Source organism: Amycolatopsis sp. TRM77291, from assembly GCF_054166285.1.
Genome location: NZ_JBSZHF010000001.1, coordinates 369,790 through 385,114 on the forward strand (window position 1 = coordinate 369,790; position 15,325 = coordinate 385,114).

Here is a 15,325-nt window from a genome sequence, read left to right on the forward strand (position 1 = left end):
TGGAACATGAAACGATCACGAGAACTCGCCGCAGTCGGCGCCGCGATGGTCCTCGCCACGACGCTCGTCGCGGCCGGCCCGGTGTCCGCCGCGGAGGAGGGCAAGCCGTCCGAGCCGAGCCTGGTGGGAAGCGCGAAGCTGCTGCGCAAGGACGGCCAGGACGTCCGGTTCGCCTTCGACGCGCACGGTCTCTTCCCGGAGAGCAGGGGCACCTTCCGGGTGAGCCACGCGGGCGAAGGGTTCTCCGCCTACTTCCGGGGCAGAATCGACTGCCTGGTCGTCGGCGGCCCGGTCGCCGTGGTCACCGGCATCGTCGAGGACACGGACGTCCCCGGCCTCAAGGACCGCCGGGTCGGGATGACGGTGTACGACGACGGCAGGCGCGACCGGCTCGGCTACAGCTGGGGGCCGGATCCGGAGAACAAGCAGATCGTGCCGCCGTGCCTGAGTACCGCGACCTTCGAACGGGTCGAGAGTGGTGACTTCAGGGCCGTCGAATGGTTCCCGCCCGGCAGCGGGATCGGCTGATCACAGGAGTTCGGCCACCTTCTTCGCGGTCTCCTTCGCCGATCCCGGGTTCTGGCCGGTGACGAGGTTGCCGTCGACCACCGCGTAGGAGACGAAGGGCAGCTTCGCCTTTTCGTAGAGCGCGCCGCGCTTCTTCATCTCTTCTTCGGCGTTGTAGGGCACGAGCTTGTCCACCTTCGCGAGGACTTCCTCACGCCAGGCGAAACCGGTGACCTTGCGTCCCGCGACGAGGTACGAGCCGTCGGACAGCTTCGTGTTCAGCAGGCCGCAGTAGCCGTGGCAGACGGAGGAGACGATGCCGCCGCGTTCGAAGATCTCACGGGTGATCCGCTGCAGCTCTTCGCTGTCCGGGAAGTCGTACATGACCGCGTGGCCACCGGTGAAGTAGATCGCGTCGAAGTCCGCCGAGTCGATCTCGCCGGGTGCCGCGGTGTTCTCCAGCAGCGCCATCCGCTCCGGATCGGCATGCCAGGCCTTGGCGGTCTTGTCGTAGCTGGGGAATTTCAGCGAGCGGGGTTCGAGCGGCGATCGTCCGCCCTGGGGGCTGACGATCGTCTGCTCGAAGCCTCGTCCGGCGAAGACGTGGTAGGCGTGGGTGAGCTCGGAGAGCCACAAACCCGTGGGGTGCGACGGATCGTCGTAGTGACCGACGTTGGTGACGACGTGCAGAACGCGTTTGGTCATTTGCGGGCCTCCTGTTCCCGGACGGAGGTGGGGACCGGCATGTGGAGGGCGAGTTGTCCCTCGGTCATCACGTCGAAACGGATCGGACGGCGGGGTTCGAGCGAGCGGACGTCGTCGGAGAGCCTGCCCTCGCCCAGCCGGAGGGCGACGCCGCGCGGGAACGTCGCGCCGCCCGCCGAAAGGACGTTCGTCTGGCTCAGTGTCGCATGCCACGCGTCCCCGATGGTGGTGTACGACGTGAGGCTCGAGACCCGCTCGCTGGACCGGTGCGCGGTCTGGCGCGGTGTCGCCGCTGAAAGGGCGAGGTCGGTCTCGCCGCGGTCGTTCGCCACGTGCGCTTCGGTGCGCTCGGCGTCGATGCCGACGTCCAGACGCGTCACCCATTTCGGGAATCCGTAGCCGTCGTGGCCGCGGACCTGGGCGATTTCGCTGCTGACCGGAAGCGACAGCACGTACGAGTGAAGGTGCTCGTTCTTGAGCAGTCGGGCGACGATCGCACCCGTGCGCGGGAGGCCTACTTCCTGACCCTCGCCGAACAACTCGTGCGGACGAGCACGGTGCCGCTGATGCTGACCGGCGGCGTGGTCCGCAGGCCGGTCGCGGAAGAGGTGCTGGCGAGCGGGGTCGAACTCGTCGGCATGGGCAGCGCGCTGGCCGTCGATCCCGGGCTGCCCGCCAAGTGGCGGCACGACGAGGACGCCAAGGTGACACTCGAGCCGGTCCGGATCGGCGACAAGGCCGTCGCGTCCGCCGCGGGCATGGCCCGGGTCCGGCGGCAGCTGCGCCGTCTCGGTGCGGGGCGGCCGACGAAGCCCGGCATCGACCCGAAACTGGCCCTGGTGGTGGAAACGGTGCTGCAGGCCGTCGCGCTTCGCCGATACCGCGGCTGGCTGCGCGGTCGCGCGAGCTGATCCGGATTCACCGGGTCGAAGCAGTGTCACGGGCCACTCGGCTGTGCTAAGTTCACATGTAGAACATGTGTGCGCGATACGAACAAGTGCTTCGAAACAAGCCGGGAGTGGGGATGGCTGAGCTGCTGTCGTTGAAAGAGGCCGTGGCACGGCTGGTGCACGACGGGGACACCGTCGCGCTCGAGGGCTTCACGCACCTCATCCCCGTGGCCGCCGGACACGAGATCATCCGCCAGCGCCGCACCGGCCTGACGCTGGTCCGCATGACCCCGGACATCGTCTACGACCAGCTCATCGGCGCGGGCTGCGCGAGCAGGCTGATCTTCTCGTGGGGCGGCAACCCCGGGGTCGGCTCGCTGCACCGGTTCCGTGACGCGGTCCAGCATTCCTGGCCGGTACCACTGGAGATAGAGGAACACAGTCACGCGGGCATGGCGAACCGGTACGTCGCCGGCGCCTCGGGCCTGCCGTTCGCCGTCCTGCGCGGGTACACCGGCACCGATCTCGCCGCGCAGACCGACACGATCAAACCCATCACCTGCCCGTTCACCGGTGAGCGGCTGGCCGCCGTCCCCGCCCTCAACCCGGACGTCACGATCGTCCACGCCCAGCGCGCGGACCGGTCCGGCAACGTCCAGATCTGGGGCATCACCGGCGTGCAGAAGGAGGCGGTGCTCGCGGCGAAACGGTCGCTCGTCACCGTCGAGGAGGTCGTGGACGAGCTGGAGCCCCGGCCGGGCGCGATCGTGCTGCCGTCGTGGGCCGTCACCGCCGTGGCCGAGGTGCCCGGCGGCGCGCGGCCGTCGTACGCGGCGGGCTACTACGAACGGGACAACGACGCCTACCAGGCATGGGACGCGATCGGCCGGGACAGGGAGAGCTTCACCCGCTGGCTCGGCGAGCTGACGGGAGTGAAGGCATGACCGAGTACACCTCCGACGAGATGATGAGCGTCGCCGCCGCTCGCGCGCTCGGGGACGGGATGTCGTGTTTCGTGGGCATCGGCCTGCCGAGCACGGCCGCGAACCTGGCCCGCCGCGGGCACGCGCCGAACCTGACGCTCATCTACGAATCCGGTTGCCTCGGCGCCAAGCCGAGCAGGCTCCCGTTGTCCATCGGGGACGGCGAACTCGCCGACACCGCGGACGCCGTGGTCAGCGTCCCCGAGGTCTTCAACTACTGGCTGCAGCCCGGCCGGATCGACGTCGGTTTCCTCGGCGCCGCGCAGCTGGACAAGTTCGGCAACATCAACACCACAGTCATCGGCCCGGACTACGCCAACCCCAAGGTGCGCCTCCCCGGCGCGGGCGGCGCCCCGGAGATCGCCGCCTCCTGTCGCGAGGTGTTCGTCGTGCTCCGGCAGAGCCCTCGCACCTTCGTCGAGAAGGTCGACTTCGTGACGTCGTTCGGGCACGGCACCGGCAAGGGTGATCGCGAGCGCCTCGGCCTCCCCGGCGCCGGGCCGACGCTGGTGGTCACCGACCTCGGCCTGATGCGGCCCGACCCGGAGACCGCCGAGCTCACGCTCACCGAAGTGCACCCCGGGGTCGAGGTCGATCAGGTCGTCGAAGCGACCGGGTGGAAACTGAAGGTGGCAGGCGACCTGGGGACCACCCCGGCGCCGACCGAGGCAGAACTCCGCATCCTCCGAGACCTCACAAGGGCGAGCGCATGACCGACGTCTTCCTGTTCGACGCCATCCGTACCCCGTTCGGCAAGTACGGCGGCGCCCTGTCCGGCGTCCGCCCGGACGACCTCGCCGCCACCGTCCTGCGGGCGCTGGCCGAGCGCAACGACCTCGACCCGGCCACCGTCGACGAGGTGGTGCTCGGCGACGCCAACGGCGCGGGCGAGGACAACCGGAACGTCGCGCGGATGGCGGCGCTGCTCGCGGGCTGGCCCACGACCGTGCCCGGCGCCACGGTCAACCGGCTCTGCGGCTCCGGCCTCGACGCCGTCATGCAGGCCAGCCGGTCGGTCCAGGTCGGTGACGCCTCGCTCGCCGTCGCGGGCGGGGTCGAGTCGATGAGCCGCTCGCCCCTGGTCATGCAGAAACCGGAGAAGGCCTTCCCGGCGGGCAACCAGACGCTGTACTCCACCGCGCTGGGCTGGCGCATGGTCAACCCGAAGATGCCCGAGCGGTGGACGGTCTCGCTCGGCGAGTCCACCGAGCAGCTCGCCGAGCGCTACGGCATCGGCCGCGACGAGCAGGACGCGTTCGCCGTCCGCAGTCACGTCAACGCCGCCCGCGCCTGGGACGAGGGGTTCTACGACGACCACGTCGTCCCCGTCGAGGGAGCCGAACTCACCCGCGACGAAGGTATCCGGCCGGATTCCAGCCCGGAGAAGCTCGCGAAGCTGAAGCCGGTGTTCCGTCCACAAGGGACGGTCACGGCCGCGAACGCGTCGCCGTTGAACGACGGCGCCTCCGCGCTGCTGCTCGGTGACGAGGCGGCGGGCAAGCGGCTCGGCAAGGCGCCGCTGGCCCGGATCGCCGGCCGTGGCGCCGCGGGTGTCGACCCGGACGTCTTCGGCATCGGCCCGGTGCGCGCGGCCGAGATCGCTCTGGAGCGGGCCGGGATCGGCTGGGAGGACCTGGCGGCCGTCGAACTGAACGAGGCCTTCGCCGCGCAGTCGCTGGCCTGCCTGCGGGACTGGTCGAAGCTCGACCCGGAGATCGTCAACGTGAACGGCGGCGCGATCGCGATCGGGCATCCGCTGGGCGCGTCCGGCGGCCGGATCCTCGGCACGCTGGCCCACCACCTGCGCCGCACCGGCGGCCGGTGGGGACTGGCCGCCATCTGCATCGGCGTCGGCCAGGGGCTGGCCGTCGTCCTCGAAGCCCACTGACCCGCGCTGGAGGGAACAGTATGTCCGCACCCGCCGAACTGAGGCTCCCGCGCTACCGGCGCGATCCCGACGGCACGCATCCACCGCTCGGCTACCCCGGCTACCGGTCGACGGCGCTGCGGCACCCGAAAGAGCCGTTGATCGTGCTCCCGCATCTGCTGACCGAGGTCACCGGGCCGGCGCTGGGGCCGGGCCGGATCGGCGAATTCGACAACGACCTCACCAAGGGGCACGCGGGGGAGCCGCAGGGCCAGCGGATCATCGTCACCGGACGGCTGCTCGACGGCGACGGGCGGCCGATCCGCGATTCGCTCGTGGAGATCTGGCAGGCGAACGCGGGCGGCCGGTACCGGCACACCGGCGATCGCTGGCCGTCGCCGCTTGACCCGAACTTCGACGGCGCGGGCCGGACGCTCACCGACTCCGAAGGGCGCTACACCTTCACCACCATCAAACCGGGCGCGTACCCGTGGAAGAACCACGACAACGCCTGGCGGCCGGCGCATATCCACTTCTCGGTGTTCGGCAGCGCGTTCACCCAGCGGCTGGTCACCCAGATGTACTTCCCGGAAGACCCGCTGTTCTCGCAGGATCCGATCTTCAACTCCATCCCGGACGAGAAGGCCCGGCAGCGGATGATCGCGCGTTTCGACCTCGACCGCACGGAAGCCGAGTGGGCGCTGGCCTTCCAGTTCGACATCGTCGTGCGCGGCCGCGAGGCCTCGGTCTTCGAGGACGAGGAGGACGAGCACTGATGCCGGAGACGACGCCTTCCCAGACCGTCGGCCCGTACCTGTCCATCGGCCTGCCCTGGCCGGACGGGCCGGACGTCGTCCCCGCGGACGAGCCCGCCGCGGTCCGGATCCACGGCCGCGTTTCCGACGGCGCGGGCGAACCGGTGCCGGACGCGATGATCGAGACCTGGCAGGCCGACGCAGACGGACGGTTCGATCACCCCGACGACCCGCGCGGAGCGGTCGCGAGCGGATTCCGGGGCTTCGGACGCTGCCCCACCGATCCGGGTGGCCACTACGAGATCCGGACGATCATGCCCGGCTCGCTGCCCGGTCCGGCCGGCAGCACGCAAGCGCCGCATGTCGACGTCTCGGTCTTCGCCCGTGGCCTCCTGCACCGGGTGGTCACCCGGATCTACTTCGAGGACAACGACAACTCCGGAGATCCGGTGCTGGCGTCGGTCCCGGAGGCCCGCCGGGGAACCTTGGTCGCCACCAAGGACGGTGACGGCTACCGGTTCGACATCCGGTTGCAGGGCCAGGGGGAGACGGTGTTCTTCGATGTCTGAGCCGGTGTACAGCGTCGCGGAAGGGCCCGCGGACGGCCCCGTCGTGGTGTTCAGCGGATCGCTCGGCAGCGATCACCGCATGTGGGAACCGCAGGTGAAACCCTTGGTGGAGAAGGGTTTCCGGGTGATCCGGTACGACACCCGCGGGCATGGCGCGTCACCCGTCCCGCCCGGGCCGTACACCCTCGCGGGCCTCGGCGGTGACCTGCTCGCGCTGCTCGACGAGCACGGGGCCGAGCGTGCCCACGTCGTCGGGCTCTCGCTCGGCGGGATGACCGGGATGTGGCTCGGCGTCAACGCGCCGGACCGGATCGCGAGCCTCGTGCTGTGCTGCACGTCCGCGAAGCTCGGGCCGCCGAGCATGTGGGCGGACAGGGCGAAGACGGTCCGCGAGAAGGGCACCGCCGCGGTCGCCGAGGCCGGGGTCGGCCGCTGGCTGACCCCGGGCTACGCCGCCGCCCACCCCGACCAGGCCGGGTTCCTGCGCGAGATGATCGCGAGCGTTCCCGCCGAGGGTTACGCATCGTCCTGCCAGGCCATCGAAACGATGGACCTCGTGGGCGACCTGCCCAAGATCGCGGCGCGGACCCTGGTGATCGCCGGGGCCGAGGATCCGGCCACCCCGGTCGAGCACGCCGAGGTGATCGCGGGCGGCATCCCCGACGCGAGGCTCGAAGTCGTCGAAGGCGCCGCGCATCTCGGGAGCTTCGAACAGCCCGAGCGGTTCACCGCGTTGATCCTCGAACACCTGGAGGCCGCCCGATGACCGACGACACCTACGAGACCGGCATGAAGGTGCGCCGCGAGGTCCTCGGGGACGCGCACGTGGATCGGGCGGTCGCCCGCACCACCGAGTTCAGCCGCCCGTTCCAGGACTACATCACCCGGGGCGCCTGGGGATCGGTCTGGTCGAGGGACGGGCTCGACCGCAAGACCCGCAGCTGCGTCACCCTGGCCGCGCTCACCGCGCTGCACGCCCATGACGAGCTCGCGATGCACGTCCGCGCCGCCGTCCACAATGGACTCACCGCGCAGGAGATCTCCGAGGTTCTGCTGCACACCGCCGTGTACGCGGGTGCCCCGGCCGCCAACGCCGCGTTCGCCGTCGCGCAGCGGGTACTGGCCGAACTCGGTGAGCCTGCCGCCGAGGAAGAAGGAGGCCGTTAGGGTTCTCATATGGACGAAGGCGAGGTGACCGAGCGCGGGGCGCATCATGTCCAGTCGCTGGAGCGCGGGCTGGCCGTGATCAAGGCGTTCAACGCGGACGCGGCGGAACTCACCCTGAGCGACGTCGCCCGCGCGACCGGGCTCACCAGGGCGGCCGCCCGCCGGTTCCTGCTCACCCTCGTCGATCTCGGGTACGTGCGCACGGACGGCAAGTACTTCTCGCTCACCGCGCGCGTCCTCGAACTCGGCTACTCGTATCTGTCGAGCCTGTCGCTGCCGGAGGTCGCCCAGCCGCATCTGGAGCGGCTCTCCGCCGAGGTGCACGAGTCGAGTTCGGTCTCCGTGCTCGAAGGCAGGGACATCGTCTACGTCGCGCGCGTGGCCGTTTCGCGGATCATGACCGTCAGCATCAACGTCGGCACCCGCTTCCCGGCGCACGCGACGTCGATGGGGCATGTCCTGCTGGCCGGTCTCGATGACGCCGACCTGCGGGACTACCTCGCCGAAGCGACGCTCGACAAGCTCACCGCGCGCACCAAGAGCAGGCCGGACGAGTTGATCGCCGAGCTGGTCAGGGTCCGCAAGCAGGGCTACGCGATGGTCGACCAGGAACTCGAAGAGGGTCTCCGCTCGATCGCCGCGCCGATCCACGACCGGCGGGGCAGGGTCGTGGCCGCGGTCAACCTCTCCACCCACGCCAGCCGCACCACACGTGAGTCGGTCGAACGGGAACTGCTGCCGCCGTTGCTCGCGGCGGCACGCGCCATCGAGACCGATCTGGCCTCGGCGCCGCCCTCCAAAGCGCGGCATGGCTGAGGTCGCCGGGCTGCTGCTCGCGGCCGGAGCCGGCCGCCGGTTCGGCGGGCCGAAGGCACTGGCCGTCCTCGACGGCGAGCCGTTCGTCGTCCGGTCGCTGCGCGTGCTCACCGACGCGGGCTGCGCGCCGGTCCGGGTGGTGCTGGGTGCCTCGGCCACGGAAGTCCGCGCGATCCTGCCCGACCCCGAAGTCGCCGTCGTGGCCGAAGACTGGGAGTCCGGAATGGGCGCGTCCTTGCGCGCCGGCCTGAGGGCGCTCAGCGGAAGCGATGCCGAAGCCGCCGTCGTGCATCTCGTGGATCTGCCCGGCGTCGGCGCCGAAGTGGTCCGCCGGGTCGCCGCCGGAGCCGGCGAAGTGACCGTCGCGCGTGCCGCGTACGAAAACGTTCCGGGACATCCCGTCGTACTCGGCCGCCGATGGTGGCCGGAGATCGTCGCGGGCGCGTCCGGGGACAAGGGCGCCCGCGACTGGCTCAAGGGACGCCAGGACCTGCGGCTCGTCGAATGCGGCGACCTCGGCACCGGGCACGACGTGGACCGCCGCGAGGATCTTCCGGGCTGATCTCCGGCCCACAGACGTCGCGAAAGCCACTCTCGCGACGTCTGATGTCCCGAAAGTGGCTTTCGCGACACCGTCCAGTCGTCGGCGGGCGACTTCGGCCACTGCCGCGAGGATCTTCTGGGCTGATCTCCGGCTCGCCGAGGCTTACGATCGGCACGTGACCGTCGAATCGCCCGAGAAACTGGCCGAAGCCCTCGAAACGGTCGGCTATCTCGCCGACGACGGCATCGCCACGGCCGGGTTCCTCGCCGTGGCGCTCGGCCGCCCGCTGTTCTGCGAGGGCGAACCGGGCACCGGCAAGACCTCGCTCGCGCTGGGCCTTGCCGAAGCGCTCGGCCTGCCGCTCATCCGGCTCCAGTGTCACGAAGGGATCGACGCGGCGCAGGCACTGTACGAATGGGACTTCCCGCGCCAGCTGCTGCATCTGCGGGCGCTGGAAGCCGCCGGTGACGGCGGCCTCGACGTCGAGGCCGCCGAACAGTCCCTCTACACCGAACGTTTCCTGCTCTCCCGGCCGCTGCTGAAGGCGTTGCAGACCGCGCCGTGTGTCCTGCTGGTAGACGAGATCGACCGCGCCGACGACGAGTTCGAAGCCTTCCTTCTGCAACTCCTCGACGAGAACGCGGTGACGATCCCCGAGTTCGGCGAGGTACGCGCCGAGCATCCGCCGCTCGTGGTGCTCACCTCCAACCGGACGCGGGAGGTGCACGACGCGCTGAAGCGCCGCTGTCTCTATCACTGGCTCGAACATCCGGACCTCGGCCGCGAGATCGAGATCCTGCGCCGCAAGATTCCGGCCTTGGGCGAGGCGCTCGCGACTCAGGTCGCGACGGCGGTGCAGCGGCTGCGCGCGATGGAGTTGCTGAAACCGCCCGGGGTGGCGGAATCCCTCGATTGGGCGCAGGCGCTCCTCGCGCTCGGGATGTCCGAATTGGACGCCGCGACCGCCGCCCGGACCCTCGGTTCGGTGCTCAAGTACAGCGAGGATCTGGACCGGGTCCGGGCCAAGCTGGACAAACTGCTGGCCTGAGCGTCAGCGGCGCCGCAGCGACGCGTCGAGCAAGGCGGGCGGGGTGTCGTGCTTCTCCTCCGGGGCCAGGTCGGTGCCCGGGGCGACGATCTCGTCGATCGCGTCGAGGACGTCGGCGGAGAGCACGGTGTCCGCGGCGGCGAGTTGCGACTCGAGGTGCTCCAGCGTGCGGGGGCCGATGATCGCGCTCGTCACCCCCGGATGCGCTACGACGAAGCCGAGTGCGAGCTGGATCAGGGTCAGCCCGGCCTGGTCGGCGACCTTGACCAGCCGTTCGACGCCTTCCAGCCGGGCCCGGTTGGCGGGCCGCGTCAGGTCGAAGCGCTGGGGCATGACCGCCGAACGGTTCGTGCTGATCTCACGGCCTTCCCGGACCGCGCCGGACAGCCAGCCGGAAGCCAGCGGGCTCCACGCGAGCACGCCCATGCCGTATTCCTCGGTCACCGGCAGGACCTGAGTTTCGATCCCGCGCTGGAGGATCGAGTAGCTGGGCTGCTCGGTGACGTAGCGGCCCGAACGGAGTTCGCGGGCGGCCCACTGCGCCTGCACGATGCGATACGCGGGGAACGTCGACGAACCGAAGTAGCGGATCTTCCCCGCCTGCCGCAGATCCGTCAGCGCGGAAAGGGTTTCCTCGTCGCTGGTCTTCGGGTCCCAGCGGTGGATCTGGTAGAGATCGACGTGATCGACGCCGAGGCGGCGCAGGCTGGCGTCCAGTTCGGTGACCAGCCACCGGCGTGAAGCGCCCTGGTGATTGCGCTCGTCACCCATCGGCATGCTCGCCTTCGTGGCCAGCACGATGTCCTCACGGCGGCCCGCGATGGCCTTGCCGACCATCTCCTCCGACTGCCCGGCGCTGTACATGTCCGCGGTGTCGATCAGGTTGACACCGGCGGCCAAGGCGGCGTCGACGATGGCGGTGGCCTCGTCCTGGGTGGTGCGCCCGATCGCGCCGAAGTTCATCGCGCCGAGCGCGAGGGTGCTGACCTGCACGCCGGTCCTGCCCAAGGTGCGGTACTGCATGACGATGTCCTCCATGGCAAAATGAGCAAGCGGAACGTTGCTCCGCTAACGATACGGAGCAGTGTTCCATTTGGCAACCCTGGCGGCAGAGGAGTGGTGTGATGAGGGAAGAGGGCACCAAGGCCAAGCGCGCGGACGCCCGCCGCAACGAGAAGACCTTGCTCGACGCCGCCGCCGCGGTCTTCGTCACCTCGGGTGTGGAGGCGCCGGTCCGTGACATCGCGGCCAAGGCGGGCGTCGGCATGGGCACGATCTACCGGCATTTCCCGACCAGGGCCGACCTCATCGTCGCCGTCTACCGGCATCAGGTCGACGCGTGCGCCGAAGCCGGGCCGGAACTGCTGGCGTCGAGCGATTCCCCTTATGAAGCCCTGCGGCGCTGGATCGACCTCTTCGTCGATTTCCTGGTCACCAAACACGGGCTGGCGGCGGTGCTGCAGTCTGACAACGCCGGGTTCGAGACGCTGCACACCTACTTCCTCGACACCCTTCTGCCGGTGTGCGCCCGGCTGCTCGGCGCGGCGGCGGAAGCGGGCGAGATCCGCGCCGATCTCGAGGCGCTCGAAGTCCTGCGCGGCGTCGGAAACCTCTGCATCGGCGCCGAAAGCGATCCGCGCTACAACGCGCGCAAGATGGTCGGGGTGCTCATCGCCGGCCTTCGCGAGCGGTAGGCAAAGGCCGGTGTGACCCCGCGTTTCGTCCTCTGGACGCGGTAGTTGCACGCGCAAGTACCGCATCCAGAGGACTAAACGCGCGCACAATGGAGGAGTGAGCGATCCACTGGCGGGCTTCGTCGGCTTCGCGGAGGCATTGCGCGAAGCCGGTTTGCCGTGCGACGCGCACCGAGTGCAGGCGTACCTCGGAGCCGTCGGCGAAATCGATCTGGCCGATCCGGACCAGCTGTACTGGGCCGGCCGGTTGACGCTGTGCGCCGATCCCGACGACCTCCCGCGCTACGACGCCGCGTTCGACGGCTGGTTCACCGAAAAGGAAGCCGGACCACGGCGGCGAAGCCGGGAAGCGGCCCCGAAGCGCGCCAGGATCGCCACGCTCGCGCAGGCGGGCCAAGGCGAATCCGGCGCGGAGCCCGACGAGCTCCGCGTCGCGGCGAGCGAAGAAGAGATCCTGCGGCACCGCGACCTCGCTGAGCTGAGTGTCGCCGAACGCGCCCACCTGCGGGAACTGCTCGCGAAACTGCGCCCTGCGCTCCCGGTGCGCTCGTCCCCGCGCCGTCGCGCGGCCCGGCGGGGCACGCTCGATCCGTCGCGTACGCTCCGCGCGATGCTGGCCGGGGGCGGCGAGCCCGTGCGCCTGGCGTACCGGCGGAAGGGGAGCAAACCGCGCCGCGTCGTCCTCCTGATCGACGTCTCCGGCTCGATGGGGCCGTACGCCGACTCCCTCCTGCGGTTCGCGCACATCGTGGCGCGGCGCGCTCCCGGCCGGGTCGAGGTGTTCACCCTGGGCACCCGGCTCACCAGGGTCTCCCGCCAGCTCCGGCTGCGCGATCCCGAGCACGCCATGCTCGCCGCGGCCGCCGCGGTCCCCGATTTCGCGGGCGGGACCAGGCTCGGCGAGACCTTGCGGGCGTTCCTCGACCGATGGGGACAACGCGGTGTGGCCAGGCGATCCGTGGTCACCGTGTTCTCCGACGGCTGGGAACGGGGCGACCCCGGCCTGCTCGGCGAGCAGCTCGCGAGGCTGCGGAGGCTCGCGCACGTCGTATTCTGGGTTAATCCGCACGCGGGGCGGGCGGGTTACGCTCCCGTGCAGTCCGGCATCGTGGCCGCGCTCCCGCACCTCGATCGGCTGCTCGCCGGGCACAGCTTGGCCACATTGGAACGACTTCTGGTGGAGATCGCCGATGCGTGACGTACTGGACGAACTGCACCGCCGCTGGGCGGCAGGCGAGACGGTGGGGGTCGGCACGGTGGTGGCGACGTTCTCGTCGGCGCCGCGGAGCCCCGGCGCGGCGATGCTCGTCGCCCCGGACGGCACGGTCACCGGCAGCGTCTCCGGTGGCTGCGTCGAGGGCGCCGTCTACGAGCTCGCGCAGCAGGTGGTCGCCGAACGCGCGCCCGTGCTGCAGCGCTACGGCGTGTCCGACGACGACGCCTTCGCCGTCGGGCTGACCTGCGGCGGGATCATCGACATCTACGTCCAGCACATCGACCGCGACTCGATGCCGGAGCTCGGCGACGTCGTCGAATCGGTCCACAGTGGACAGCCGGTCGCCGTGGTCACGGTGATCGAGCACGAGCGGGAGGGCATGGTCGGCGAGCACCTGATCGTCTGGCCGGATCGTGTCACGGGTTCGCTCGGTTCCTCGCGCATGGACGACGCCGTCGTCGACGACGCGCGCGGCATGCTCGCCGGCGGCCGCACGGGCACGCTGCACTACGGGCCGGACGGGCAGCGCCGCGGCGAGGGGATGACGGTCTTCGTCAACTCCTTCGAGCCGCCCGCGCGCCTGCTGGTCTTCGGCGCGATCGACTTCGCCGCCGCGATGGCGAAGATGGGCGCGTACCTCGGCTACCAGGTCACGGTCTGCGACGCCCGGCCCGTGTTCGCGACGAAGAGCCGGTTCCCCGACGCGGACGAAGTCGTCGTCGACTGGCCGCACCGCTACCTCAAGGCCGAAGCCGACGCCGGCCGGGTCGACGGCCGGACCGCGATCGCCGTGCTCACCCACGACCCGAAGTTCGACGTTCCGTTGCTGGAGGTCGCGTTGCGCCTCGACGTCGGCTACGTCGGGGCGATGGGCTCGCGCAAGACCCACGACGACCGGTTCGCGCGGCTGCGCGAGGCCGGGGTCACCGAGGCGGAGCTCGAACGGCTGTCTTCGCCGATCGGCCTCGACCTCGGCGCGCGGACCCCCGAGGAGACCGCGGTGTCGATCGCGGCCGAGATCATCGCGCTGCGGTGGAGCGGTTCGGGCTCGCGGCTCGCCGAGCTCAGCGGCCGGATCCACGGCTGACACCGGGCACCGGCACCGCCTGGCTCGATTTGACCACCTCGAACGCGGGCAGGGTCTCGAACCGTTTGACGTGCTTGTCGAACAGCTTCCTGGACAGGTACCGGCTCGCCTTGAGATCCGGGGTGAGCAGCACGACGACGTAGTCCCACTGCCCGACGATGCTGTAGCAGTGCTGGACGCGGTGCTCCGCCAGCATCCGCTCGCGGAAGGCCGTGTGGCGCTTTTCGTCGTCGTCGGTCAGTGCGACCAGGATGACCGAAGTCATCCCCGCGCCGAGCGTCTCCGGATCGAGCACGGCGACCTCGGCGCGGATCACGCCCGCGGCGCGCAGCCTGGTCAGCCGCCGCTGCACCGCGCTGGGGGAGAGGCCGACGGCGTCGCCCAAGTCGTGCAGGGGGCGCGCCGCGTCGGCCTGGACGAGGTCGAGCAGCAGATGGTCGATCTCGTCGAGAGGCACGCAAGATTTTTGCACGCGGGCGGGAAAGTTTACAATCGGCATGATCGGCCTCCGGCCTAGCTTGAGGGTCATGGACCTCAAGCTGGACAACGTCGCCGAGGCGGCGAAGGTGATCGATCCCGTTTTCCTGAACTCCCCGCAGTACGGCGACGAACAGCTGAACGCACGGCTCGGCCGTTCCGTGCTGGTGAAGATCGAGACGCTGAATCCGTTGCGCAGCTTCAAAGGCCGGGGCGCGGACTACTTCGCCGCCGGGCTGGAGCCGGGGACCACGATGGTGTGCGGGACCAGCGGCAACTTCGGGCAGGCCGTCGCGTACGCCGCCAGGAAACGCGGATTGCGGGCCGAGGTGTTCGTCCCGGCCGACGTCTCCCCGGTCAAACTGCGGCGGATCAAGACCCTGGGGGCGCGGGTGCGGAGGGTCGAGGGCGAGGTGAAGGTCGCCGCGGCCGCCTTCGCCGCCGAAGCGCCGGACCGCGTGTTCGTGGTCGACGGCCGTGATCCCGCGATCTCCGAAGGGGCGGGCACGATCGGGCTGGAACTGGCGGCGGCGGGCGCGATCGACACGGTCGTGCTCCCGGTCGGCGACGGCGCGCTGATCGCCGGCGTCGCGCTCTGGCTCAAGGCGCACACGCCGGACGTCCGCGTCGTCGGCGTCGGGACCACGTCGGCGCGGGCGATGGCGACGAGCTGGCGGGCCGGTGAGCCGGTCACCGTCGACCGGGTGAATTCGTTCGCCGGTGGCATCTCGATCCGCACCCCGGAATCCGAATCCGTCCGGCGCCTGCGGTCGCTGGTGGACGACTTCGTGCTGGTCGAGGACGACGATTTGCGCGCGGCCATGCGGCTGGGCGCGGAAACCCTCGGCGTCCTGCCGGAACCCGCGGGGGCCGCCGGCCTGGCCGCGCTGACCGTGCACGACCTCCCCGGCGACCGGGTCGCCACCGTGGTCACCGGGGCGAACGCCGCCTGGCCTCCCGAGTGGTAAGGACGGTTAGAGCGGAAGGTGTTGGTCGCACG

General features: G+C 70.4%; 20 protein-coding genes. 16 read left to right on the top strand and 4 right to left on the bottom strand.

Annotated elements, in window-relative coordinates:
* Positions 1 to 6: 6 nt before the first annotated feature.
* On the top strand, positions 7 to 528 hold the full coding sequence (locus ACXIZN_RS01695; protein WP_457952133.1) for a hypothetical protein: 522 nt from the start codon (positions 7 to 9) through the stop codon (positions 526 to 528).
* Here ACXIZN_RS01695 and ACXIZN_RS01700 read toward each other — a convergent pair whose 3' ends face one another.
* Together ACXIZN_RS01700 and ACXIZN_RS01705 are read right to left on the bottom strand one after the other, a co-directional pair.
* Positions 529 to 1,212 (bottom strand): type 1 glutamine amidotransferase domain-containing protein, encoded by a 684-nt coding sequence (locus ACXIZN_RS01700; RefSeq protein ID WP_257485115.1) that lies wholly within the window; start codon positions 1,210 to 1,212, stop codon positions 529 to 531. It abuts the gene before it with no gap.
* Positions 1,209 to 1,664: a hypothetical protein gene (locus ACXIZN_RS01705; RefSeq protein ID WP_457952135.1), complete on the bottom strand. Its 456-nt coding sequence runs from the start codon at positions 1,662 to 1,664 to the stop codon at positions 1,209 to 1,211. The genes ACXIZN_RS01700 and ACXIZN_RS01705 overlap by 4 nt, the downstream gene beginning before the upstream one ends.
* Before the next feature lie 12 nt (positions 1,665 to 1,676).
* Between ACXIZN_RS01705 and ACXIZN_RS01710 the strand changes: the two genes are divergently transcribed.
* The 11 genes from ACXIZN_RS01710 (at position 1,677) to ACXIZN_RS01760 (ending at position 9,851) form a co-directional block, all read left to right on the top strand.
* A complete protein-coding gene (locus ACXIZN_RS01710) occupies positions 1,677 to 2,123 on the top strand; it encodes a hypothetical protein (RefSeq protein WP_457952136.1) in 447 nt (148 codons plus the stop codon).
* A gap of 113 nt (positions 2,124 to 2,236) precedes the next feature.
* On the top strand, positions 2,237 to 3,046 hold the full coding sequence (locus tag ACXIZN_RS01715; RefSeq protein ID WP_457952137.1) for a CoA transferase subunit A: 810 nt from the start codon (positions 2,237 to 2,239) through the stop codon (positions 3,044 to 3,046).
* Positions 3,043 to 3,798, top strand: coding sequence for a CoA-transferase subunit beta (locus tag ACXIZN_RS01720; RefSeq protein WP_457952138.1), 756 nt, complete (start codon positions 3,043 to 3,045; stop codon positions 3,796 to 3,798). Before ACXIZN_RS01715 ends, ACXIZN_RS01720 begins: the two co-directional genes overlap by 4 nt.
* A complete protein-coding gene (locus tag ACXIZN_RS01725; RefSeq protein WP_457952139.1) occupies positions 3,795 to 4,973 on the top strand; it encodes a thiolase family protein in 1,179 nt (392 codons plus the stop codon). The genes ACXIZN_RS01720 and ACXIZN_RS01725 overlap by 4 nt, the downstream gene beginning before the upstream one ends.
* 20 nt (positions 4,974 to 4,993) lie before the next feature.
* Positions 4,994 to 5,728, top strand: coding sequence for a protocatechuate 3,4-dioxygenase subunit beta (gene pcaH, locus ACXIZN_RS01730; RefSeq protein ID WP_126733494.1), 735 nt, complete (start codon positions 4,994 to 4,996; stop codon positions 5,726 to 5,728).
* Positions 5,728 to 6,276 carry a protocatechuate 3,4-dioxygenase subunit alpha gene (gene pcaG, locus ACXIZN_RS01735; protein WP_457952141.1) on the top strand — a complete coding sequence of 183 codons (549 nt, stop codon included), beginning with the start codon at positions 5,728 to 5,730 and terminating at the stop codon, positions 6,274 to 6,276. Before pcaH ends, pcaG begins: the two co-directional genes overlap by 1 nt.
* Entirely contained in the window at positions 6,269 to 7,042 is a 774-nt protein-coding gene (gene pcaD / locus ACXIZN_RS01740; protein ID WP_457952142.1) for a 3-oxoadipate enol-lactonase, read from the top strand. Before pcaG ends, pcaD begins: the two co-directional genes overlap by 8 nt.
* Positions 7,039 to 7,443: a 4-carboxymuconolactone decarboxylase gene (pcaC, locus tag ACXIZN_RS01745; protein WP_457952143.1), complete on the top strand. Its 405-nt coding sequence runs from the start codon at positions 7,039 to 7,041 to the stop codon at positions 7,441 to 7,443. Before pcaD ends, pcaC begins: the two co-directional genes overlap by 4 nt.
* 9 nt (positions 7,444 to 7,452) lie before the next feature.
* Positions 7,453 to 8,259, top strand: coding sequence for an IclR family transcriptional regulator domain-containing protein (locus ACXIZN_RS01750; RefSeq protein WP_457952144.1), 807 nt, complete (start codon positions 7,453 to 7,455; stop codon positions 8,257 to 8,259).
* On the top strand, positions 8,252 to 8,821 hold the full coding sequence (locus ACXIZN_RS01755) for a nucleotidyltransferase family protein (protein ID WP_457952145.1): 570 nt from the start codon (positions 8,252 to 8,254) through the stop codon (positions 8,819 to 8,821). Before ACXIZN_RS01750 ends, ACXIZN_RS01755 begins: the two co-directional genes overlap by 8 nt.
* 157 nt (positions 8,822 to 8,978) lie before the next feature.
* Positions 8,979 to 9,851 carry an AAA family ATPase gene (locus ACXIZN_RS01760; protein WP_457952146.1) on the top strand — a complete coding sequence of 291 codons (873 nt, stop codon included), beginning with the start codon at positions 8,979 to 8,981 and terminating at the stop codon, positions 9,849 to 9,851.
* A 3-nt stretch (positions 9,852 to 9,854) separates the two neighbouring features.
* Here ACXIZN_RS01760 and ACXIZN_RS01765 read toward each other — a convergent pair whose 3' ends face one another.
* Positions 9,855 to 10,874 carry an aldo/keto reductase gene (locus tag ACXIZN_RS01765; protein ID WP_457960437.1) on the bottom strand — a complete coding sequence of 340 codons (1,020 nt, stop codon included), beginning with the start codon at positions 10,872 to 10,874 and terminating at the stop codon, positions 9,855 to 9,857.
* 101 nt (positions 10,875 to 10,975) lie between these two features.
* Between ACXIZN_RS01765 and ACXIZN_RS01770 the strand changes: the two genes are divergently transcribed.
* From ACXIZN_RS01770 to ACXIZN_RS01780, 3 genes are all read left to right on the top strand, one after another.
* On the top strand, positions 10,976 to 11,545 hold the full coding sequence (locus tag ACXIZN_RS01770; protein ID WP_457952148.1) for a TetR/AcrR family transcriptional regulator: 570 nt from the start codon (positions 10,976 to 10,978) through the stop codon (positions 11,543 to 11,545).
* A gap of 97 nt (positions 11,546 to 11,642) precedes the next feature.
* Complete coding sequence (locus tag ACXIZN_RS01775) at positions 11,643 to 12,743, top strand: vWA domain-containing protein (RefSeq protein ID WP_457952150.1); 1,101 nt, start codon at positions 11,643 to 11,645, stop codon at positions 12,741 to 12,743.
* On the top strand, positions 12,736 to 13,848 hold the full coding sequence (locus tag ACXIZN_RS01780) for an XdhC family protein (RefSeq protein ID WP_457952152.1): 1,113 nt from the start codon (positions 12,736 to 12,738) through the stop codon (positions 13,846 to 13,848). Before ACXIZN_RS01775 ends, ACXIZN_RS01780 begins: the two co-directional genes overlap by 8 nt.
* On the opposite strand, the gene ACXIZN_RS01785 is transcribed toward ACXIZN_RS01780, so the two are convergent.
* Positions 13,826 to 14,305 (bottom strand): Lrp/AsnC family transcriptional regulator, encoded by a 480-nt coding sequence (locus ACXIZN_RS01785; RefSeq protein ID WP_457952153.1) that lies wholly within the window; start codon positions 14,303 to 14,305, stop codon positions 13,826 to 13,828. The two genes, ACXIZN_RS01780 and ACXIZN_RS01785, sit on opposite strands and share 23 nt — an antisense overlap.
* A gap of 70 nt (positions 14,306 to 14,375) precedes the next feature.
* Here ACXIZN_RS01785 and ACXIZN_RS01790 point away from each other — a divergent pair, with 70 nt between their 5' ends.
* Positions 14,376 to 15,293, top strand: a complete 918-nt coding sequence (locus ACXIZN_RS01790) for a threonine ammonia-lyase (protein ID WP_457952155.1) — start codon at positions 14,376 to 14,378, stop codon at positions 15,291 to 15,293.
* The last annotated feature ends 32 nt before the right edge of the window (positions 15,294 to 15,325 follow it).

Bases quoted from the DNA above. Each gene is read 5' to 3' on its own strand.
- ACXIZN_RS01720 (WP_457952138.1), top strand. From the start codon at position 3,043: ATGACCGAGTACACCTCCGACGAGATGATGAGCGTCGCCGCCGCTCGC.
- pcaG (WP_457952141.1), top strand. From the start codon at position 5,728: ATGCCGGAGACGACGCCTTCCCAGACCGTCGGCCCGTACCTGTCCATC.
- ACXIZN_RS01755 (WP_457952145.1), top strand. From the start codon at position 8,252: ATGGCTGAGGTCGCCGGGCTGCTGCTCGCGGCCGGAGCCGGCCGCCGG.
- ACXIZN_RS01750 (WP_457952144.1), top strand. From the start codon at position 7,453: ATGGACGAAGGCGAGGTGACCGAGCGCGGGGCGCATCATGTCCAGTCG.
- ACXIZN_RS01695 (WP_457952133.1), top strand. From the start codon at position 7: ATGAAACGATCACGAGAACTCGCCGCAGTCGGCGCCGCGATGGTCCTC.
- pcaH (WP_126733494.1), top strand. From the start codon at position 4,994: ATGTCCGCACCCGCCGAACTGAGGCTCCCGCGCTACCGGCGCGATCCC.
- ACXIZN_RS01770 (WP_457952148.1), top strand. From the start codon at position 10,976: ATGAGGGAAGAGGGCACCAAGGCCAAGCGCGCGGACGCCCGCCGCAAC.
- ACXIZN_RS01780 (WP_457952152.1), top strand. From the start codon at position 12,736: ATGCGTGACGTACTGGACGAACTGCACCGCCGCTGGGCGGCAGGCGAG.
- pcaC (WP_457952143.1), top strand. From the start codon at position 7,039: ATGACCGACGACACCTACGAGACCGGCATGAAGGTGCGCCGCGAGGTC.
- pcaD (WP_457952142.1), top strand. From the start codon at position 6,269: ATGTCTGAGCCGGTGTACAGCGTCGCGGAAGGGCCCGCGGACGGCCCC.
- ACXIZN_RS01790 (WP_457952155.1), top strand. From the start codon at position 14,376: ATGGACCTCAAGCTGGACAACGTCGCCGAGGCGGCGAAGGTGATCGAT.
- ACXIZN_RS01765 (WP_457960437.1), bottom strand. From the start codon at position 10,874: ATGCAGTACCGCACCTTGGGCAGGACCGGCGTGCAGGTCAGCACCCTC.
- ACXIZN_RS01715 (WP_457952137.1), top strand. From the start codon at position 2,237: ATGGCTGAGCTGCTGTCGTTGAAAGAGGCCGTGGCACGGCTGGTGCAC.
- ACXIZN_RS01700 (WP_257485115.1), bottom strand. From the start codon at position 1,212: ATGACCAAACGCGTTCTGCACGTCGTCACCAACGTCGGTCACTACGAC.
- ACXIZN_RS01725 (WP_457952139.1), top strand. From the start codon at position 3,795: ATGACCGACGTCTTCCTGTTCGACGCCATCCGTACCCCGTTCGGCAAG.